Annotated in this window: 13 protein-coding genes and 1 pseudogene; 9 read left to right on the top strand and 5 right to left on the bottom strand. The window is 62.1% G+C overall.

All coding sequences use genetic code 11. The features are described 5' to 3' along the window. Window positions 1–132 precede the first annotated feature (132 nt). Window positions 133–909 (top strand): annotated as a pseudogene (locus QOM10_RS31340) (cache domain-containing protein); the annotation flags it as partial. Between the two features lie 84 nt (window positions 910–993). Beyond that, entirely contained in the window at window positions 994–1,815 is an 822-nt protein-coding gene (locus QOM10_RS31335; RefSeq protein ID WP_410479232.1) for a methyl-accepting chemotaxis protein, read from the top strand. A gap of 208 nt (window positions 1,816–2,023) precedes the next feature. On the opposite strand, the gene QOM10_RS19530 is transcribed toward QOM10_RS31335, so the two are convergent. Further along, the gene (locus QOM10_RS19530; RefSeq protein ID WP_127929071.1) at window positions 2,024–2,959 is read right to left on the bottom strand and encodes a LysR family transcriptional regulator; all 936 of its coding nucleotides are present in this window, start codon (window positions 2,957–2,959) and stop codon (window positions 2,024–2,026) included. Between the two features lie 113 nt (window positions 2,960–3,072). On the opposite strand from QOM10_RS19530, the gene QOM10_RS19525 reads away from it, so the two are divergent. From QOM10_RS19525 to QOM10_RS19515, 3 genes are all read left to right on the top strand, one after another. Then, window positions 3,073–3,558, top strand: a complete 486-nt coding sequence (locus QOM10_RS19525) for a DMT family transporter (RefSeq protein ID WP_150651597.1) — start codon at window positions 3,073–3,075, stop codon at window positions 3,556–3,558. A 3-nt stretch (window positions 3,559–3,561) separates the two neighbouring features. Then, window positions 3,562–4,014, top strand: a complete 453-nt coding sequence (locus QOM10_RS19520; protein WP_077573754.1) for a DMT family transporter — start codon at window positions 3,562–3,564, stop codon at window positions 4,012–4,014. Between the two features lie 925 nt (window positions 4,015–4,939). Beyond that, window positions 4,940–5,104, top strand: coding sequence for a metallothionein (locus tag QOM10_RS19515; protein ID WP_316916787.1), 165 nt, complete (start codon window positions 4,940–4,942; stop codon window positions 5,102–5,104). A 25-nt stretch (window positions 5,105–5,129) separates the two neighbouring features. Here QOM10_RS19515 and QOM10_RS19510 read toward each other — a convergent pair whose 3' ends face one another. Then, window positions 5,130–5,402, bottom strand: a complete 273-nt coding sequence (locus tag QOM10_RS19510; RefSeq protein ID WP_127929068.1) for a hypothetical protein — start codon at window positions 5,400–5,402, stop codon at window positions 5,130–5,132. A 39-nt stretch (window positions 5,403–5,441) separates the two neighbouring features. Next, complete coding sequence (locus QOM10_RS19505; protein ID WP_127929067.1) at window positions 5,442–5,669, bottom strand: DUF6555 family protein; 228 nt, start codon at window positions 5,667–5,669, stop codon at window positions 5,442–5,444. Between the two features lie 136 nt (window positions 5,670–5,805). On the opposite strand from QOM10_RS19505, the gene QOM10_RS19500 reads away from it, so the two are divergent. From QOM10_RS19500 to QOM10_RS19490, 3 genes are all read left to right on the top strand, one after another. Continuing rightward, window positions 5,806–6,588, top strand: a complete 783-nt coding sequence (locus QOM10_RS19500; RefSeq protein ID WP_316916786.1) for a helix-turn-helix transcriptional regulator — start codon at window positions 5,806–5,808, stop codon at window positions 6,586–6,588. A 224-nt stretch (window positions 6,589–6,812) separates the two neighbouring features. After that, entirely contained in the window at window positions 6,813–6,986 is a 174-nt protein-coding gene (locus tag QOM10_RS19495) for a DUF1427 family protein (RefSeq protein WP_007969534.1), read from the top strand. A 31-nt stretch (window positions 6,987–7,017) separates the two neighbouring features. Continuing rightward, window positions 7,018–7,974 carry a zinc-binding alcohol dehydrogenase family protein gene (locus QOM10_RS19490; RefSeq protein ID WP_316916785.1) on the top strand — a complete coding sequence of 319 codons (957 nt, stop codon included), beginning with the start codon at window positions 7,018–7,020 and terminating at the stop codon, window positions 7,972–7,974. A 124-nt stretch (window positions 7,975–8,098) separates the two neighbouring features. Here the strand turns inward: QOM10_RS19490 and QOM10_RS19485 are convergent, their stop codons facing one another. Beyond that, entirely contained in the window at window positions 8,099–9,121 is a 1,023-nt protein-coding gene (locus tag QOM10_RS19485) for a purine-nucleoside phosphorylase (protein ID WP_127929064.1), read from the bottom strand. Window positions 9,122–9,136: 15 nt separating this feature from the next. Further along, window positions 9,137–10,096, bottom strand: a complete 960-nt coding sequence (locus QOM10_RS19480; protein ID WP_150751176.1) for a nucleoside-specific channel-forming protein Tsx — start codon at window positions 10,094–10,096, stop codon at window positions 9,137–9,139. A gap of 514 nt (window positions 10,097–10,610) precedes the next feature. On the opposite strand from QOM10_RS19480, the gene QOM10_RS19475 reads away from it, so the two are divergent. Next, window positions 10,611–21,134, top strand: a complete 10,524-nt coding sequence (locus QOM10_RS19475; protein ID WP_316916784.1) for an autotransporter-associated beta strand repeat-containing protein — start codon at window positions 10,611–10,613, stop codon at window positions 21,132–21,134. Window positions 21,135–21,191: the final 57 nt, after the last annotated feature.

Raw genomic sequence — 21,191 nt, 5'->3', positions numbered from 1 at the left:
ACGCGGAGCGTCCGGGGCTGCATTCCCACGCAGAGCGTGGGAACGATCCTCATATCGAAGCTCAACTTTTGATCTGGCGTGCCGTTAAAGCCTTTAACCACGCCAATAAAACCAAAAGAGTGAGCCCCAAAAATGCGCCTGAGCCTCAAGGCTAAAGTCCTGTCCCTCGCCGTTCTCCCGGTGTTGCTCTTTGCGCTGGTCATCAGCCTGACCACGCTGTTCATCCTCCAGGAACAAGCGCACAAAGAGGTCGAACAGACCCGCGAGCGCCTGCTCGGCGATGCCAAAGCCACCCTGCAAAGTTACGTCGCCGTGGCCATGACCACGATCAAACCGCTGTACGACGCGGCCGCGCCGGGTGACAACGAGGCGCGGGCGCAGGCGATCAAGTTGCTTTCGGGTATTCGCTACGGCAAGGACGGCTACTTCTTCGGCTACGACTCCGAGACCGTGCGCCTGTTCAAGGCAAATGACCCCGAAGGCGTGGGCAAAAGCTTCAAGGACAACCGCGACCCGAACGGCGTCTACGTCAATCTCGGTCTGGTGAAAGTGGCGAAGGACGGCACGCACTATCTGCAGTACAGCTCGCCACTGCCTGGCAATGCCAAGGTGCTGGTGCCGAAACTCGGCTACACCGAATATCTGGCGAAATGGGACATGGCGGTCGGTACGTCGGTCAACCTCGACGGCATTGAAGCGCAAGTCGCACAGGTCGAAGCCCAAGTGCAGGAACGCATGCAAGGCGTGGTGCTGAGCATCGTCGGCGTGGCCGTGGTGGTGCTGTTGGTGATCGCGGCGGCGGGAATGCTGCTGGCCAATACCATTTTGCGTCCGTTGACCCTGATGAAAGCCAACCTCGATGACATCGCGGCAGGCGAGGGCGATCTGACCCGTCGACTGAATATCACCAGCCAGGATGAACTCGGCGAACTGGCCGGCTCGTTCAATCGCTTCGTCGACAAGATCCATGGCCTGGTGCGACAGATCACCGAGATGACCACGCAACTGACCGGGCTGGTGACGCAAGTGTCCGATCAGGCCCAGCGTTCCGATCAGGCGATGGAGCGTCAGCGCCATGAGACCGATCAGGTCGCCACGGCAATTAACGAGATGTCTGCCGCCGCACAAGAAGTGGCAAAGAGCGCACAGAACGCCGCTGTCGCCGCCCAGCAGACTGACGAAGAAGGCCAGAGCGCCAAGCGTGTGGTGGCTGGCAGCATCAAACAGATTCATGCCTTGGTCGATGACATTCGCAGCAGCGGCGTGTCGCTCGATAGCTTGCAGCAGGACGTGACCTCGATTGTTGGTGTGCTCGGGGTGATTCGTTCGATCGCCGAACAGACCAACCTGCTGGCGCTGAACGCCGCGATTGAAGCGGCGCGCGCCGGTGAAGCCGGGCGCGGCTTTGCCGTGGTGGCGGATGAGGTGCGGGCATTGGCCAGCCGCACGCAGATCAGCACCCAGGAAATTCAGGGGATGATCGATCGCTTGCAGGCGGGCACGCAGTCGGCGGTCGAGGCGATGCGCCGTTCCAGCGAGGCGGGTGACGGTACTTCGCAACAGGCCAATCAGGCCGGGGCGTCGCTGGATGCGATGGCATCGTTGATTGCGACGATCAACTCGATGAACGCGCAGATTGCCAGTGCGGCGGAAGAGCAAACGGCGGTGGCCGAAGAGATCAACCGCAGCGTGCATCAGATTGCGGTGGCGGTGGACAGCGTGGCCGATGAAACGCAGTTGGGTGCGCAGACTTCGCGCAGTCTGGCGGAGTTGGGGCAGCGCCTTGGTAAACTCGTGGGTCAGTTCCGGATCTGACAGCTTGAAAAGCCCCTCACCCTAACCCTCTCCCAGAGGGAGAGGGGACTGACCGAGGTGTGTTGCGTCATACATCGACCTGAAAGATTCAGTCGATTATGGATTCGGTAAAGCTGTTTCAGCTCGGCGTAGTTCCACAGCATCCCCCAATCAGTTCCCTCTCCCTCCGGGAGAGGGCTAGGGTGAGGGGCTCTTGATCTTCAGCCCCTCAAGGTCGATCCCAATAGGGCACTTCACCAAAGCATTCGACAAAGAAATCAATCACCGTCCGCACCTTCACCGACAACCTCCGGCTCCCCGGCCACAACACCGCAATCTGCTGCGGCTCCAGACTGTTCGACACCTGATATTCCCCCAACACCGGCACCAGCGTGCCGTCGCGCACCGCTTCACCAATCAGCCACGACGGAAACATCACCAGCCCCAAACCCTGTTCAGCAGCTTGGGTGAGGGTGTCGGCGTGGTTGCCGGTGATCGGGCCTTTCACCGAGTACGGCGTCCAGTCTTCGCCATCACGGCGGAAAAACCAGCGTTGCTGGCCGGTCGCGCCTTTGTAAGCCAGGCATTGATGTTGCGCCAGATCTTCGGGTTTTTGCGGCGTACCGTGGCGCTTGAGATACGCCGGGCTGGCCGCGACCTGAAAGCGATGCGGCGCGAGAATCCGCGCCTGCATGCTCGAGTCGTGCAACGGGCCGATGCGGAACAGCAGGTCGGCGCCTTCCTGCAATGGATCGACGTAGTGGTCGGTCTGCTGGATATCCAGTTGCAGCTTCGGATAACGCGCACACAACTTGCCCAGCCATGGCGTCAGATGCCGCTGGCCGAACACCACTGGGGCATTGATGCGCACCAGACCGGTGGGTTCGCTTTGCTGTTCCTGCAACGCCTGTTCGGCTTCTTCCAGTTGCACCAGCACCAGCCGCGCATGATGGCCGAGCATGCGCCCGGCTTCGGTCGGCGTGACGGCGCGGGTGTGGCGGTAGAGCAGTTGCTGGTTCAGCGCTTGCTCCATCAACTGGATCTGCCGGGAAATCGACGAGGGCGCCACGCCTTCGCGACGGGCGACTTCGGAAAAACTGCCGTGGTCGAGTACCGCGACAAACAGCCTGAGTGCCTTGAATCCGAGTTCGTTTAGCCCGTGCATCGTTCGTCCTGCTGTGCGAGTTGCGCAAAAGTGTTGTCCGGATGCTCCCATTTATCGCACAGCTTCGCCAGCCGATAATCCGCGCCATCGTTTACTTGAGTGGAAGGTTGTTTATGCAGACGTTGGATGAGGTCGCCGTTGCGGCGCCGGTGAAGAAGGCGGGGCTGCGCCTGTTGTTACTGCCGCTGGTGATTCTGGCGGGCATGGGGTTATCGGTGGAGGCGGGGTTGCTCGGGCCGTTGGGTGTGCAGGTCGGGCATCTGTGGGCGACATTGAGCATCTTCGGGGTTGGCTCGGCGATTCTGTTTTTGCTGCTGTTGTTCGCTGGCCCGCAAAAAGGCCCGGCCCTGACTGATCTGCCGCGCTGGCAGTTGATCGGCGGGTTTCTGGGGCCGATGTATGTGGTGGTGCTGACCCTGGCAACACCGCATATCGGCATTGCGATGACGATGATTGCGATCTTGTCCGGGCAGGTTGGCAAGAGTGTGTTGATCGACCATTTCGGTTGGTTCGGGGCGACTCGCAAGAAGGTCAATGCCGAGCGGTGGCTAGCGTTGGGGTTGATTGTGGTGGCTTTGGTTTTGATTGCGCGGGGGTGAGTGATGAGTCTGATTATTTTGTTGGCGGTGGTGGTGTTGGCGGGTGCGGTGTTGAGTGTGCAGGCGGCGATCAATGGGCGTCTGGGCGAGAGCGTCGGGGTGTTGCGCAGTAGTTTGCTGACATTCGTCGTTGGTGCTGTTTCGACGGGGTTGTTGATTCTGTTTTTTGAGCCGGCGCATGCGGTGAGTCTGTTGGATGTGCCGAAGTGGCAGTTGACCGGGGCGTTGTTTGGCGTGGTCTACATGATGGTGATGGTGGGCGCGGTGCCGGTGGTGGGGACGGCTGTGGCGACGGTGGCGGTGATTGTCGGGCAGTTGGGGATGGGGATGTTGATTGATAATTTTGGCTGGTTGGGGAATCCGGCGATTGAGCTGTCTGGTTCGCGGATTTTGGCGATGGTGTGTTTGGGGGTGGCTTTGGTGTTTATGTATAGGAGTTCGCGTCAGGCTGGGTGACCTGGGTTGATCTGGGTTGAGTGCATATCCGTTGCTGCGGTAACGGCTGCTTAGGGTTTCGCCCTTACGGCGACTCACTTTTTTTACAAACGCCTAAAAAAAGTAAGCAAAAAAACGCTTGCTCCTGCGTGCGGCCCGCTCGCTGGGGCTCGGGGTTCCTTCGCTGCGGGATCGATCCGGGCGCAGCGCCTACGGTTTGCTTCGCTGCACCTCCTCTCGCTGTGTTTGGCTGCGCCAAACGGTCGCTGCGCTCCCACGCCCGGATCAATCCCTCCACTCAGCCTTCCGACGTCGCCTTACAGATCAAGATCAAGAGCAGGCGAGCTGACACTCGGCCTATTGAGTGGTGAAGAGCGGGGCGTGGTCGGCTTTGGATTTGTGGTGGATTTGCCCCTCACCCCAGCCCTCTCCCGAGGGAGAGGGAGCCGATTTTTGGGCTTTTCAAAGTCTGAGTTCGACTCGGTATCGCACGTCGGCGTAACTCTCCCAAACACCTCGGTCAGTCCCCTCTCCCTCCGGGAGAGGGCTAGGGTGAGGGGCTCTTGATCTGGTTTTGGCTTTTGATCTTTTGCCCCATCGGCAGGCCGAGCGTAGGTGTTCATCCGGGGGGTAGGCGCGTAGCGCCGTGCGGCGAAGCCGCATACATCGAGAGGAGGTGCAGCGAAGCAAACCGTAGGCGATGCCCCCGGATGGACACCGTAGCGAGGGAACACTGAGCCTCAGCGAAGTGCCGTACGCCGGGGCAAAGCCTTTTGCTTACTTTTCGGCGTCTGGAAAAGTGAGTCGCTGTAAGAGCGAAACCGCCAGCGGCAGCACCCGCAGCAACGGATATGCCCCCACCCCCCAAATCTCCGGCAGCTTCTACACTGGTTATCACGGCTTGCCCTTCAAGCCCCAGACAACCCCCACCCAAGGAGTCTGTCCCATGCCCGATAGAAAATGCGATTGTCCCAAGTGCAAATGCACCATCAAGGAAGGCGATCATTCCTACGCAGTTCACGGCAAACACTATTGCTGTGAGGCCTGTGCTCACCACCACAAGAGTGGCGAAGAATGTTCAACCAAGGGCTGTAAATGCGCCCACGGATGACGAACGACGCATAAAAAAGTGGAGCCTAATCAGGCTCCACTTCCAGTTTCATACTTTCATCATCCAGCCGCTCTGTATGCCTCACGGTGCCTTGCAGCCGTCGCCCTTCAACCCTGACCACGACGGTTTTCGCCTGGTCCAGATCTTCAGGCAGCGGCGCCGGCACTCGCAAGGCAAAGCGAAACGGGTCACCTTCGACCGCCTCCAGCCCGACGCGGCAATCCACGCTTTTGGTAATACGCCCGAACAGCGTATCGAGGCCGTAGTCCAGATGCGCCGGGCTGATGATGTTGGTCATGGTGCATTCCCCCGAATGATGCCGATCGCTGGGCAGAGCTTAGCTGGTGGTTCGCCAGACCACGTTTTCGACGCCGAATTTTTCCGCCATCGGTTTGCTGGTTTTCTGTACTTTTTCACGGCCAAAACGCGGGATGCGACCGACGCCGGCGTCGCAGCTCGCCCAGTGCCACGCCTCAGCGTTGTCCATCTTGTCCGAGCGGATAATGAACGACTTGGGCGTGCCGTGAAGGGTGTATTCGATGACATAGAGTTTTGCGTTGTTCATAAAGCCCGTATTCCTCCCTGTGGTAATAGAGGGATCGCGGCGCACCGGGAAAATTCATTCGGATTGTCCGACGGTCTCTATCGTTGGCGACGCCGTGGCGCACTGGTTACCATGGCGTTCCCGCCAACCCCAATGAATGCTCGCCATGGCCCTTGCCGCACCGCCCGATCTCAGTGATACCGATGTGCCCGTGCAACGTGTGGCGCGTACCTATCCGCGTGGCTTGTTTATCGAGCCGCATGAGCATGTCTGGGGCCAGTTGCTGTATGCGATGAGCGGGGTGATGTGGGTCGAGACGCCGCACGAAGCGTTGGTGGTGCCGCCACAGCGGGCGGTGTGGTTGCCGCCCGGCGTGCCGCACGGGATTCGGGTGGTGTCGGATCTGCAGATGCGCAATATCTACCTGCGCCCGGCGTTGGCGGCGACACTGGACACGACGGTGCAGGTGATTGAAGTCGGTGGGTTGCTGCGTGAGTTGATTGTCGGGCTGGTGGAGCAGGGTGATAGCGGTGATCCGGCGTATTACGAGGCGTTGGTCGGGTTGGCGTTACTGGAGCTGAAACGCGCAAGGCGTTCGCAGTTGAAGATCCCGATGCCGGATGATTCCGACCGACGTTTGATTAACCTGTGCCAGGCGGTGATGGCGGCGCCGTCGCTGGAGATCCCGTTCGAGCAGCATGCGCAAAATGCCGGTGCCAGCGTGCGCACCCTGGCGCGGTTGTTCAAGGACAGCCTCGGCATGGGTTTCGCCGAATGGCGGCGGCAGGTGCAACTGGCGACAGCGGTGGCGGAGTTGATTCAGGGTGTGGCGGTGAGTGTCATTGCCCGGGAGCTCGGCTATTCACCCAGTAGCTTCAGCGACATGTTCCGCCGCGAATTGGGTGTCGCCCCCTCGCAATTCATAGTGGAACAGGATTAATCAAACCAGCGCAGATCCAATGTGGGAGCGAGCCTGCTCGCGAATGCGGTGGATCAGCTGACTCATTCTTCACTGACACACCGCTTTCGCGAGCAAGCTCGCTCCCACAGGGTTCTGTGGTGTGCATCCGATACTTGTCCGAAATTCAGAAGTCCTTGGCCGATGCCATCCCGGCCGGTTCCCTAAACTTTGCCCATTCCTTTCAACGGGCGGAGTTACCCCCCATGAACTACCTGATTTCGCTGGCCATTGGTCTGGGCGTCGGCCTGTTGTACGGCGCGCTGGATTTTCGTTCTCCGGCGCCACCGGCCATCGCGTTGGTCGGTTTACTCGGCATGTTGGCCGGTGAGCAGCTGTGGCCGATGGGCCGGCAACTGGTCGCGGGCTGGTTGTCCTGAATTCCCTTTTTCTCCTTCGGTGGATGTGTCCATGAAAGCTTTGCAATTCGATAAAACCGGCGACCTGTCTTCCTTGCGCTGCGTCGAGGTGCCGACCCCCGTTCCTGGCGCGAACGAAGTACTCGTGCAGATCAAGGCTGCCGGCCTGAATCCCAGCGACGTAAAGAACGTGCTCGGGCGTTTTCCCTACACCACGCTGCCACGGATTCCCGGTCGGGATTTCGCCGGTGTCGTCGTCGAAGGCCCGCAGGCGTTGATCGGTCGGGAAGTCTGGGGCACCGGGCGTGAACTGGGCTTTTTTGCCGATGGCTCCCACGCAGAGTTCGTCAAACTGCCGGCCAATGGCGTGGCGCACAAACCTTCGCACCTGAGCTTCACCCAGGCTGCCAGCCTCGGCGTGCCGTACACCACGGCGTGGGATGCGCTGGAACGCAGTCTGGTAACGGCTGAAACACGTTTGCTGGTGATCGGCGGCGGTGCGGTGGCCACGGCGGCATTGGCGCTGGCAAAAGTGCGTGGCGCGCAGTTGCTGGCGGCGGCGCGGCGCCCGGAGCAGATCGCGGATTTGCAGGCACAGGGTTATCAGACGATTCAGCTGGATAAGCCGGAAGACCTCGGTGCGCAAGTCAATGCGGTGTATCGCGGCGGCGCCGATGTGATCTTCGACACCACCGGTTTCTGGTTGCCGGCGTCGGTGGCGGCATTGGCCACCTTCGGACGGATCGCGATCATCGCCGCTCCGGTCGATGGGCATGTGCAGCTGCCGGCACTGGCGCTGTATCGCAAGGGCGGTTCGGTGGTCGGGATCAATTCGCTGCTGTATGGCGTAGAAGCCTGTGCGGCGATGCTGGAGCAGTTCGGGCGGTTCTTTGATGAAGGGTTGTTGCCGTTGCCGCAAGGGTTGGTCGAGGCGCCGTTGGCTGATGGCCTGGCGCGCTACGCCGACGTCAATCAAGGCAGTGGCGACAAGGTCATCCTTATCCCCTGACATACCCCAAAAAAACCTGTGGGAGCGAGCCTGCTCGCGAAAGCGGTCTGTCAGCCAACATCTTGATCGACTGACACAACCTCTTCGCGAGCAGGCTCGCTCCCACATTTTTACTGTGTGTAGCTCAGGATTGCGGTACGCCGTTTTCCCACGCCGACCAGTTTTTCAGGATGTCCTGCACCAGCGGATTACCCGCGCGATAGAGGTTCTCCAGCGCCGGCACAAAACCGCCCTGATCGGCGTACTTGAGCAGGTTGTCCACTTCACTGCCACCCGGCTCCGGGCGGTCAAAGTCGGAGCCGGCACGCACCACGGCGAGGCGTTGCACATCGACCAGACCTTCACGACTGGCACGCAGCAGGGCCTCATAGGTCGAGTTGTCTTCCTGCTGCGTCGTGCAGTATTCGCCCTTGTTGTCGGTCAGCAGTTTGGTCCAGACCTCGGCCCGTTCGCTCAGGCGCGTGCCGGAAAACCAGGTGTTGCCCGCCAGTGTGTCGCAGCGCGTCACCACCGGCGGCTGGTTGGCCGGGGCCGCCGGGTATTTCAGACGCCACGCGGCGGACTCTTTGCTTTCGCTCAGCTCGACCTTGTGGCTCAGGGCGAAGGCCTTGGCCTGCAATTTCGGGTTGAGTTCGAAGACTTCGGTCTTGTAGTCCAGCGGCGGTTTTTCGTTCGGACCCTTGGTGTTGATGCCCAGATACCCGGTCGGCCAGCTCGATGGCGCATCGCGCGAATCGATCTCCCATTGCGTGCCGAATTCCACCAGATAGTGCGCCCATGCAGCGGTGCCGATGGTTCCGTGTTTCGGGCTGATCCCGGCAATGCCAGCGATCAGGAAGTAACTTTTGCGCAGGTCGAATTTCGGCGACAAGGCCAACGCTAATGTCGAGGCGGCCGCGTTGGTCTGGCCCATGCCAGTGGTCAGCAGGCACACCTGCTGCGTGTTGCAGCGGATGCTCGGGTACTCGGCGGACAGGCCCGGCACGCGGATTTCCTGCTTCAATTCCAGGCGATCAATCCAGTTTTGTGCCTCGGGGGCGAACATGGTGATCAGCATGACTTTCGGTTGAATCGGTGCCTCGGCCGCCCATGCGGTGGAGGAGAGTAGGGCCGCGCCGGCCAAGGTCAAACGCATCATTGCTTGCATGAAAAACTCCTTGATTCAGAATTGATAACCGACGCCGGCGTAGTAACCCCAGCCGTTTGAACGCGCACGGAAATTGCCATCGCCAAAATTCAGCTCGCTGCCGTCCTCCCAGTTGCCGCCGTTGTGGAAATAACGGCCAACCAGGGTGAAGCGCAAGTGGGTGAACGAGTAGAGCAGGACGTTGGTCGCCACCGTCGCATTGGCCGTGCGTGCCGGGTTGTCTTTATGGATGTCCGAGCCGAAATCGAAGTTGGTGAAACCGATGTAGGTCAGCGAAGCGCCGTTGCTGAATTTGTCGATCGGCACGATGTACTTGAGCTGCGCGCGGTAGCCGTCCCACGAATATTCGTTGCTGGCACCGTAGTTTTCCCACTGATAGCGACCGTAAAGGTTGGCCGACAGATTGACCCGCGAGTGGGTGTCGATGTCGGTGCCGAAACCGCTGTAGAGGGTGTTGGCGCGGTTCTCCTTGCGGCTGCCGTGGTCGTAGATCCAGTCGAACGCGACGTACCATTCCTTGAACGGACCGATGGCCAGGCTGCGGCCGGCGAGGTAATCAATGGAGATACGCGGTTCGTGCTCCATGAACACTGGTGAGCCGTGATCCCACACACCTTTGTCGTGGCTGTTGCCGATGTTGAAGATCTTCGGAATGTCGACATAGCCGTACAGTTCGAATGGACCTTTGCGGCCGAAGTACTCGTATTCCAGATAGATATCGTCGGCCGGTTGCGGGCCGAAGCTGATGTCCTTGCTGCCAATCAGCATCAGGTCCTGGTTATACCAGTCCGACAGATAGGCACCTTTTTTCGGCGGACTGGCTTCGGGGCTGAGGGCTTCGCCCTGGGCGGATTCTTCTTTGGCTGCCGGTTGCGCCACAGCGCTGTGGCTGAGAAGTCCGGTAACGCCAGTCAGTAGCAGGGAAACAGCAAGCGTGCGCGCAAACGGTGCGCGAAAAGGGCATGCGATGGGCATTCAAAGTCCTTTTTTTGCGGATCGAGGCCCGTGTTCCGTGGGCTTGTACGGTTTTGTTACGAAAACGTTGGTATTGACGTTACGCAAACGTTTGCACAAGGCGTACCAGTTTTCTCAATGCTCTGAAATTTCGAAGGTTTCGCAGCATTTGCTGATGGGGCGGTCAGGTACGGTTTTGCGCACCCCAAGCCCCCTGTGGGAGCGAGCCTGCTCGCGAAGGCTGAATATCAGAAAAGTAGCTCTCAGCTGACCCACCGCTTTCGCGAGCAGGCTCGCTCCCACAGGTTTTGTATCGCCCTCAAGACCAGTGCTGGCTGGCTGAAACACCGATTCCAGACCCCTCTAGTATTAAAGTATTAACACCATTTAATCCGTGCCCCATTGCCGGGCGTCTACTAGCGTTGTCCCCAATAACGCGGTTTTGTGATGACCGTCGCAGTCTTGATTCGCGTGTGGAATAAGCACGGTTCTGCGCGCCCTCAAGGAAGAAATTGGCCACGACAAGGAGTAGCCCGTGGAAGCAAGGTTTGGTGTCGCCCTCGTTTCGCGCTTTTCCCCTCTTTCCCTTGCTGTGCACTTGAGCGTCGCCGGGCTGCTGTTCGGCGGGGTCAGCGCACCTGCGCTGGCCACGTGCTCCACGGCGGGTTCGACGGTGACCTGTACCGGCGTGCCGAGTCTGCCGCTGTTTCTCAACAACTTCTCCAGTGCCACCAGTGGCCTGACGGTCAACGTCAACAGCGGGGCGCAGATGAACGCGACCCTCGGCGGCCACGTGATGGACCTGACCGGGGTGAATATCTCGCTGAACAACTCCGGGACGATTGACCCGGCGCTGCTGGGTCTGGTTTCGGTATTGAGTGGCGGTGCATTCATCGGCACTGGCGCAACAAGCACGGTCAGTGTGCTCAACAACGCCAGCGGAATCATCCGTGGTACGGGCATGCTGCTCGGGCTCAACCTGACCAGCATCGACGGCTTGGCCCTTTCGGTTAACAACGCGGCAACCGGCACCACCAGCATCACCAACAACGGCACCATCACCTCGACCGGACTCTCGATCGGCGGCATCACGTTGGCGGATACCCCGGTGATCGGCGTTTACGGTGGCTCGCAGGTCAACATGACCAACAGCAGCACCGGTGTGATCAACGGCCGGATCGCGTTCGAAACCTCGGCGGCGGGCAACACCTTCACCAACGCCGGTGCGATTACCGGCGGTGTGTCGATGGGCGCGGCGAGCACCAACACCTTCACTGCGGTGACCGGCTCCAGCGTCAACGTCGGTGACGGTGTACAGATCAGCGTCGGCCTCGGCGGTTTAATCGGCATCAACTTGACCTTCGCCCCGACCGGTACGGTGGATGGCGGTGCGGGCGGCACCAACAGCCTGATCCTGCAAAACCCGGCTGGCGTCGGCGGCGGTATCACCGGGACTGGCACGGCATCGAGCGCCACCTACATCAACTTCAACAACCTGACCCTCAACAGCGGCACCTGGACCTTGCAGGGGCCATTGGTCAGCGGCGCGACCACGCTCAACGGCGGTATCGCGAATTTCAACAACAACGCCACCTTCGGCAGCGGCGTAATCACCTCCAACGGCGGGACTCTGCAGGCCAGCAATGCCGGGTTGAACATCAGCAATCTGATCTCCCTCGGCGCCGGCGGCGTCACCGTGCAAGGCAGCAACGCGACCACCCTGAGTGGGGTGATTTCCGGCAGCGGCGGTTTCACCAAGGCCGGTACCGGCCAGCTTAATCTCAGCGCCGCCAACACCTATCTGGGCAATACCACGCTCAATGGCGGCACCGTGCAGTTGGGCAACAATCAGGCGTTCAGCACTGGCACCCTCAACGTCACCGGCGCAACGACCCTGAGCGCACCGGGCACCATCAGCCTGGCCAACGCCATCAGCCTCGGCGGCAGCTTGACCGCTGGCGGCACTGGCGCACTGACCCTCGGCGGTTTGATCAGCGGCAGCAGCGGCCTGACCAAAACCGGTACTGGCAGCCTGACCGTCAGCGGCGCCAACAGCGGTTTCACCGGCACCACCACCCTCAGCGCCGGCAGTCTGCTGGTGACCAACAACAACTCGCTGGGCAGCGGTGCACTGAACACCGCCGCCGGCACCAGTCTCGACAGCACCGCCAACGTCACTCTGGCCAACAACATCGCGATGACCGGCGCGCTCAACGTGCTCGGCAGCAATGCCCTGACCCTCGGTGGCGTGTTGTCCGGCACCGGCGCGATTACCAAATCCGGCAGTGCCAGCCTGACGTTGACCGGCAACAACACCAACAGCGGCAACACGCTGCTCAATGCCGGCAGCCTGTTCGTTGGCAGCAACACCGCGCTGGGGACCGGCGCGCTGAATGCGGCGGCTGGCACCACACTGGATGCGACCACGGCGGTGACCCTCGCCAACGCCGTCGCGCTGGCAGGCGATCTGACCCTTGGCGGCACGCAGGCATTGGGCCTGAGTGGCGTCGTCAGCGGCGCCGGCAATCTGATCAAAAACGGCACCGCGAACCTCAGCCTCAGTGGCAACAACACCTTCTCTGGCGGTACTGCGCTGAATGCCGGCACGCTGACTGTCGGCTCCAACACCGCGCTAGGCACTGGCGCCTTGACCACGGCGGCAGGCACTACGCTGGATGCCAGCACGGCGGTGGCGCTGACCAACGCGGTCTCACTCGGCGGCAACCTCAACGTCGGTGGCAGCGCTAACCTGACCCTCGGCGGGATTGTCAGCGGCAGCGGCGGGCTGACCAAAAACGGCGCGGCCAACCTGATTCTCAACGGCACCAACACCTTCCTCGGTGCCGTCGCGTTGAACGCCGGTACGATCACCGCGGGCGCCAACGCGGCGCTCGGCAGCGGCAACATCACCGTTGGCGGCGTCGCCAGCCTCGACAGCAATGCGGCGGTGACGCTGAATAACGCGGTCATTCTCAACAACAGCCTGGGCATTGGCGGCAGCAACGCGCTGACCCTCGGCGGGGTGATCAGCGGCGCCAGCCAACTGGTGAAAAACGGCGCGGCCAATCTCACGCTCAACGGCACTAACACCTACAGCGGCGGCACCACGCTGAATGCCGGCAGCCTGACGGTCGGCAACGGCGCGGCACTGGGCACCGGCGCCTTGTCGGTGGAAGGTGCGGGCACGCTCAACAGCAGTTCGGCCGTGACCCTGAACAACAACGTGATTCTCAACGCCAACCTCACCGCTGGCGGCGCCAATGCGCTGACCCTCGGTGGGGTGATCAGTGGCGGCAACGGTTTGATCAAGACCGGCGCATCGAGCCTGACCCTCAACGGCAACAACACCTACACCGGCACCACGGCGCTGAATGCCGGTTCACTGATTGTCGGTTCCAGCACCGCCCTCGGCACCGGCACACTCAACGCCTCGAACGGCACCACTCTCGATGCCAGCACCGCCGCCACCCTGGCCAATAACGTCAACCTCGCCGGCACCTTGACTGTGGGCGGGACCAATGCGCTGACCCTCGGCGGCGTGGTCGCCGGTATCGGTGGACTGACCAAGAACGGCGCTGCCGACCTGACCCTCAATGGCGCCAACACTTATTTTGGCAACACCGCGTTGAACACCGGCAAACTGACCGTCGGCAGCAACACCGCGCTGGGTTCCGGTACGTTGAACGCGGCGGCCAACACCACGCTGGACGCCAACACGGCGGTCAGCCTGAACAATGCCGTGGCACTTGCCGGCGCCTTGAACATCGGTGGCACGGCGAATATGACCCTGACCGGTCTGGTCAGCGGCGCCGGTAGTCTGGTGAAGGACGGCGCGGCCAATCTGATTCTCAACGCCGCCAACAATTACCTCGGCGGCACCACGCTGAACGCCGGCACCCTGACCGTCGGCAACAGTTCGGCGCTGGGTTCCGGTGCATTGACCGTCGCTGGCGCCGCGACACTGGACAGCAACTCGCCGCTGGTCAGCCTCAACAACGCGGTCGCATTGAATGCCGCGCTGACCGTGGGTGGCACGCAGAATCTCGCCCTCGGCGGCGTCACCAGCGGCACCGGCCAGTTGATCAAGGACGGCGCGGCCAACCTGACCCTCAACGGCAACAACACTTTCAGCGGCGGCACCACGCTCAACGCCGGCACGCTGACCCTTGGCAATGCCAACGGTCTGGGCAGCGGCGCATTGATCGTCGGCGGTGCGGCGACTCTGGATAACAGCGCCTCGTTCGGCATCGGTAATGCGATCACGCTCAACGCTGGCCTGACCGTTGCCGGCAACAACGATTTGAGTTTGAACGGCATCATCGACGGCGCTGGCAGCCTGACCAAAAATGGTCTGTCGGATCTGACCCTCGCTGGCAGCAACACCTTTACCGGTGCGCTGAATATCGTGTCCGGTAGCGTCACCACGCTCAACAGCAATGCGCTGGGCAGCACTTCCGGGGTCAACATCAGCGCCGGCGCCGGGCTGAATCTGGGCAGCGATGCCAGCCTCGGCGCGCTGACCGGCAGCGGTAGTGTGCAACTGACCGGCAGCAATACCCTGACCGTCGGCAGCGGCAACGTCACCAGTACGTTTGATGGTGATCTCAGCGGCAGCGGCGGCCTGGTCAAAGTCGGCACCGGCACCTTGAACCTCACCGGGATCAACGGCATCACCGGCAACACCGCGATCGATGGCGGTATCGTGAACCTCAGTGGTTCGCTGGGCAGTGCGCAAGTCAACGTCAATACCGGTGGCACGCTGACCGGTACCGGCTCGGCGCTCGGCGCGGTCAACATCAACAGCGGTGGGCATCTGGCGTTGTCGTCGGGCAACACCTTGTCGGCGAGTGCTCTGACGCTTGGCGCCGGCAGCAACGTTGATGTGGCACTGGGCACACCGTCGACCGCGTCGCTGATGAATGTCGGTGGCAACCTCACCCTCGACGGCAATCTTAATGTCAGCGATGCCGGCGGTTTCGGCGTCGGCGTGTATCGCCTGTTCAACTACACCGGCGCCCTGACCAACCTCGGTCTGGACGTGGCCAGCGTGCCGGTCGGTTATGGTCTCGGCGATCTGCTGGTGCAAACCGGCGTGGCCAATCAGATCAACATTCAAGTCTCCGCGCCGAACAGCAACATCCGTTACTGGGACGGCAGCCAGACCATTGCCAACGGTGTGGTCGATGGCGGCAGCGGTACGTGGAATGCGGTCGGCACCAACTGGACCGATGCCAATGGTTTGGTCAATCAGCCGTGGGCCGGTGATTTCGCGGTGTTCCAAGGCACCGCCGGCACGGTAACGGTGAGCGGCACGCAAGCGTTCACCGGCATGCAATTCCTCACCGACGGTTACAACCTGGTCAACGGTGCAGCGGGGCAACTCACAGCGGTCAACGGCACTGGCGGCACCACTTCGTTGCGCGTCGATCCGGGCGTGACGGCGACCATCAATGCCAATATCGATGGCAGCGGCATCCTCAATAAACTCGACGCCGGCACGCTGGTGCTCGGTGGTGCCAACACCTATACCGGCGGCACGCAACTGGACGGCGGCAAGATTATCGTCGGCAGCAACACCGCGCTCGGCACCGGTACGTTGACGGCGAATGCCGGCACGCAACTGGACAGCAATGCAGCGGTGACACTGGCCAACGCCGCGACGCTGAACGGCAACCTCACCGTGGTCGGCAGCAATGCACTGACCCTCAACGGCGTGATTGGCGGCACCGGTGGTCTGATCAAAACCGGCACGGCCAACCTGACCCTCGGCGGTAACAATGCCTTTCTTGGCCCGGTTGCCTTGAACGCCGGCGGACTGATTCTGGCGTCGAACTCGGCACTCGGCTCCGGCACGTTGAACGCGGCGGGCGGCACCACGCTGGATGCGAGCACTGCGGTTTCGGTAAACAACGCGGTCAACCTGGCCGGCAATCTCGGCATCGGCGGCACGGCGGATATGACCCTGGCCGGTACGGTCAACGGCGCCGGCAGCCTGAGCAAAAACGGCGCAGCCAACCTGACCCTCAGCGGCAACAACAACTTCCTCGGCGGCACCACCCTCAACGCCGGCACCCTGACCGCCGGCAGCAACTCGGCGCTGGGCCTGGGCAACCTGACCGTGGCGGGCGCCTCGGCGCTGGACAGCAACAGCGCGCTGAGCCTGGGCAACAACGTCGTGCTCAACGCCAATCTGAGCAACACCGGCAGCAACAACCTGACCCTCGCAGGTGTCGTCAGCGGCGCGGGCGGGCTGATCAAGGACGGCGCGTCGAACCTGACGCTCAATGGCATCAATACTTACTCCGGCGGCACCACACTGAATGCCGGTACGCTGACCCTTGGCACTGGCGGCGCTCTGGGCAGCGGCGCGCTGACGGTGGCCGGCGCTTCGACCCTCGACAACTCCGCGCCACTGGTGCTGGCCAACAACCTCAACGTCAACGCGAATCTGGCCCTGGCCGGTAACAACAACCTGACCCTCGGTGGCGTGATTGCCGGCGCCGGCACGTTGACCAAGAACGGTCTGTCCGACGTGACGTTGAGCGGCAGCAACACGTTCAGCGGCACCTTCGATGTGGCGTCCGGCAGCCTGACCACACTGAGTGGCGCGGCGCTGGGCAACAACGCCACGGTCAATCTCGCGGGCGGCGCGGCGTTGAATCTCGGTGTATCGGGCAGCCTCGCCAGCCTCACCGGCAGCGGCACGGCGCTGATCGGCACGGGCAATACGCTGAGCCTCGGCGGCAACAATGTCAGCAGCACCTTCGCCGGCATCCTCAGCGGCGACGGCAGCCTGAGCAAACTCGGCAGCGGCACCCTGACCCTCAGCGGCATCAGCGACCTGACCGGTGACACCAACGTCAACGCCGGCACCTTGCAGGTCAACGGCTCACTGGCCAGTGGCAACGTGCTGGTCAACAGCGGCGGCAATCTCGGTGGCAGCGGCACGTTGACCGGTGCCGTGACGGTGGCCGATGGCGGTCATCTGGCAGGCGTCACCGGCAGTACGCTGAGCGTCAGTTCGCTGCTGTTCAACGGCAATTCCAACTTCGACGTCGGCCTCGGCACACCGGTGTCCGGTGGCGGCAATGCGCTGGTCAATGTCGGCGGCAACCTGACCCTCGACGGCACCCTCAATGTCAGCGACATCGGTGGTTTTGGCAGCGGCGTCTATCGCCTGATCGACTACACCGGCGGCCTGACCGACAACGGCATGCTCTTCGGCACGTTGCCGGGTAGCGTCAGCCCGGGCGATCTGCAACTGCAAACCGCACTGGCCAATCAGATCAACCTGCTGGTGACTGCACCGGGCGTCACCGTGCAGTTCTGGGACGGCAATCAACTGGTGGCCAACGGTTCGGTGGAGGGCGGCAGTGGCACCTGGGGCACCGGCACCACCAACTGGACCGACGTCAACGGCACCACCAACCAAGCCTGGACCAACAGCTTCGCGGTGTTCCAGGGCGCGGCCGGCACGGTCACTGTCAACGGCGCACAAACCATCACTGGCATGCAGTTCGTCACTGACGGCTACAGCTTGGTGAATGGCACGGCGGGCTCGCTGAATCTGGTCAACGGTTCGCTGGGCAATGCCACGGTGCGGGTTGACCCGAACGCCACGGCAACCATCGGTGTTGCGCTCAACGGCAGCGGCACGCTGGGCAAATACGACAGCGGTACGCTGGTGCTCAACGCGGCCAACGGCTACACCGGCGGCACGGCGCTCAATGGCGGCAAGATTGTGGTCGGCAACAACGCGGCGCTCGGCACTGGCGTGTTGACTGCTGCCGACGGCACAGCGCTGGACAGCAACGCGGCCGTCAGTCTGAGCAACGACGTGGTCGTCAACGGTGGTTTGACCGTTGCCGGCTCCAATGCCTTGACCCTCGACGGCGTGGTCAGCGGCAGCGGCAGCCTGATCAAGGCCGGCGCATCGAGCCTGACCCTCAACGGCAGCAACACTTACAGCGGCGGCACTCAGCTCGCTGGCGGCACGCTGGTTCTTGGCAACAACAGTGCGATCAGCAGCGGTGCACTTAACGTGACCGGTGACGGCACGCTCGACAGCACCTCGGCGCTGCAACTGGCCAACGCCGTCAACCTTGGCGCGCAACTGACCCTGGCCGGCAATCAGAACACCTCGCTGATCGGTGCTCTGACCGGCACCGGCAGTCTGGTGAAAAACGGTGCCGGCGATCTCGTGCTCAGCGGCGCCAACACCTACAGCGGCGGTACCACGTTGAATGCCGGCACTACGCGCGGTGACACCAGCAGCCTGCAAGGTGCGATCGTCAACAACGCAACGCTGACCTTCGAACAAAACGCCGACGGCAGCTACACCGGTAACCTCACCGGTACCGGCACGCTGAACAAAACCGGTACGGGTGAGTTGCTGCTGGCTGGCAACAACAGCTTTACCGGCAACACGTCGGTGCAGGCCGGCAACCTGATCGTCAATGGTGTGCTCAACAGCGCCAACGTCAGTGTCGCCAGCGGCGCGAGCATCGGCGGTGGCGGTCAGCTCGGTGGCGCTGTGCAACTGGCCGACGGTGCGACGCTGGCCGGTGGCGGCACCGCGACGCCGTTGTCGGTCGGTTCGCTGGCACTGTCCTCGGGGACCAATCTGGACTTCAGCCTCGGCTCGGCGGCCAGTTCGACCACCGTGGTCAATGTCGCCGGCAATCTGACCCTCGACGGTACGCTGAACATCAGCAACGCCGGCGGCTTCGGCACCGGGGTTTATCAACTGTTCAGCTACGGCGGCAGTCTGACCGACAACGGTCTGGTGTATGGCAGCCTGCCGGTGTCGGCGGCCAATCTGACCCTGCAAACTGCGATTGCCAATCAGATCAACCTGCTGGTGCAAGGCACCCCGGGTGAGGTGCAGTTCTGGAACGGTGGCACCACCAATCCAGACGGCAGCATCGGTGGCGGCAGCGGTGTGTGGGGACCGGACACCAACTGGACCGATCCGAGCGGTACTCAGGCCCTGGCTTCAAATGGGCAGTTCGCGGTGTTCGGCGGTCAGGCAGGTACGGTGACCGTGCAGGGCAATCAGAACTTCACCGGCCTGCAATTCCTCGCCGGCGGCTACAGCCTGGTCCCGGGGGCTGGCGGTACGCTGACCCCGGTCAACGGTACGGACGGCAGCCTAGCACCGGTGCGGGTCAACGCCGGCGCGAGTGCGGAAATCTCCGCGCCGCTGGTGGGCACTGGCGGGATCGAGAAACTCGACTCCGGCACGCTGGTGCTCAGTGGCGCCAATACCTACAGCGGTGGCACCACGGTCAGCGGCGGTACGCTGGTCGGTAACACCACCAGCCTGCAGGGCAATATCCTCAACAACGCATCGCTGCTCTTCTTGCAGAACTTCAATGGTCAGTTCAATGGATCGCTGCGCGGACTTGGCGCGATGCTTAAACGCGGTACCGGCACCTTGCTGTTGACCGGTGATAATCCGTTCAGCGGCACGGTCGCGGTCGATCAAGGTGTGTTGCAAGTCGGCAGCCTTGCGGCGCGCGCTTCGTTGGGTGGGCAAGTCACCGTGGCCAACGGCGCCGGTCTGAGCGGCAACGGCAGTGTCGGCTCGGTGGTCAACCATGGCGTTGTCGCCTCGGGCTCCGAAGCGGGCACCCTGAGCGTGGCCGGTAACCTGACCAACGCTAGCGACGGTGTGCTGGCGCTGACGGTCAGTTCGCCAACCGCGACGCCACTGGCAATCGGCGGCACGGCAAATCTGGGCGGCGCCTTGCAAGTGAACTCGCTGGCACCGTTCACCGGCAACACCACGTACTCGCTGATCACCGCGGGCGGTGGCGTGAATGGCACCTTCAGCGCTGCGGATCTGCCGCAATACGCGTTCCTCAATACCGCACTGGTGTATGACGCCAACGCAGTGAACCTGGTGGTCAGCCGCAACGGCAATTCCTTTGCCGATGTCGCCGCCACTGACAACCAGTTCAGAACCGCCACCGCGCTGTCGAACAACGGCCCGGCCGGCGCGACGTTGCAGAACGAGATCGTCAACCTCAGTGTCGCCGGTGCGCGTAACGCCTTCGACAGTCTGTCCGGTGAGATCCACGCCAGCACCGCCAGCGCCATCCTTGAGGATTCGCGCTATGTGCGTGACGCGGTCAACGATCGCATGCGTCAACCGTCATGCAGCGCGGCGGATGATCCACGCCGCGCCCTGGCGCCAAGTGGCAATCAACTGAGCAGCAACGGTTGCCACGGCGAGATGGTCGGCTGGGCGCGGGCACTCGGCGCATGGGGCGAGTCGGATGGCGACAGCAACGCGGCGAAGCTCGACCGCAACCTCAGCGGCTTCATGCTCGGCACCGACAAGCAACTCGATGACCAGTGGCGCGTGGGCATGGCCGCCGGTTACACCCGCAGCGACCTCGATGCCCATGACCGTCGCTCGGATGCCACCGTCGAAAGCTACCACCTGGCGGCGTACCTCAACTCGCAGTTCGATGCCCTGGCGGTGCGCCTCGGCGCGGCTTACAGCTGGCACGACATCGAGACCAAACGCAACGTCAGCGTCGGCAGCTACAACGATCGCTTGAAAGCCAACTACGACGCACGCAGCGCGCAGGTGTTCGGTGAAGTCGGTTACACCATTGAAGCCGGCGGCATTGCCCTCGAGCCGTTCGCAGGGCTCGCCTACGTCAACTACGACACCGACAAGGCCAAGGAGAAAGGCGGAGCAGGGCGCCTGGAAGCCGATGCTGATCAAGACATCACCTTCTCGACCCTCGGTGTGCGCGCCGGCAAAGTCATCACCCTGGCCAACGGCGGGCAGTTCACCCCGCGCGCGGCCATCGGCTGGCGCCATGCCTTCGGCGACACCAAGCCTGATGCTGATCTGACCTTCATCGACGGCGGCGCCTCGTTCAGCACCCAAGGTGTGCCGATCGCCAAGGACAGCGCCATCGTTGAAGCGGGAGTCGACTTCCAGATCAGCCCGACCGGCAAACTCGGGGTCGGCTATTCCGGACAACTGTCGAACGACAGCAACGACCATGCGATGACCATCAGCTTCAGCCTTGGCTTCTGATTTAGGGTCGAAGCACTTTTAGCCGCCCGTAAGGGCGGTTTTTTTTGGGGTTCAAAA

It is taken from the genome of Pseudomonas sp. P108 (genome assembly GCF_032613195.1).
Classification (GTDB): domain Bacteria; phylum Pseudomonadota; class Gammaproteobacteria; order Pseudomonadales; family Pseudomonadaceae; genus Aquipseudomonas.
This window is presented reverse-complemented; position numbering and strand designations above follow the sequence as displayed.

Coding starts and splice junctions, on each gene's coding strand:
- QOM10_RS31335 (WP_410479232.1), top strand. CDS start 994: ATGACCACGCAACTGACCGGGCTGGTGACGCAAGTGTCCGATCAGGCC.
- QOM10_RS19530 (WP_127929071.1), bottom strand. CDS start 2,959: ATGCACGGGCTAAACGAACTCGGATTCAAGGCACTCAGGCTGTTTGTC.
- QOM10_RS19525 (WP_150651597.1), top strand. CDS start 3,073: ATGCAGACGTTGGATGAGGTCGCCGTTGCGGCGCCGGTGAAGAAGGCG.
- QOM10_RS19520 (WP_077573754.1), top strand. CDS start 3,562: ATGAGTCTGATTATTTTGTTGGCGGTGGTGGTGTTGGCGGGTGCGGTG.
- QOM10_RS19515 (WP_316916787.1), top strand. CDS start 4,940: ATGCCCGATAGAAAATGCGATTGTCCCAAGTGCAAATGCACCATCAAG.
- QOM10_RS19510 (WP_127929068.1), bottom strand. CDS start 5,402: ATGACCAACATCATCAGCCCGGCGCATCTGGACTACGGCCTCGATACG.
- QOM10_RS19505 (WP_127929067.1), bottom strand. CDS start 5,669: ATGAACAACGCAAAACTCTATGTCATCGAATACACCCTTCACGGCACG.
- QOM10_RS19500 (WP_316916786.1), top strand. CDS start 5,806: ATGCTCGCCATGGCCCTTGCCGCACCGCCCGATCTCAGTGATACCGAT.
- QOM10_RS19495 (WP_007969534.1), top strand. CDS start 6,813: ATGAACTACCTGATTTCGCTGGCCATTGGTCTGGGCGTCGGCCTGTTG.
- QOM10_RS19490 (WP_316916785.1), top strand. CDS start 7,018: ATGAAAGCTTTGCAATTCGATAAAACCGGCGACCTGTCTTCCTTGCGC.
- QOM10_RS19485 (WP_127929064.1), bottom strand. CDS start 9,121: ATGCAAGCAATGATGCGTTTGACCTTGGCCGGCGCGGCCCTACTCTCC.
- QOM10_RS19480 (WP_150751176.1), bottom strand. CDS start 10,096: ATGCCCATCGCATGCCCTTTTCGCGCACCGTTTGCGCGCACGCTTGCT.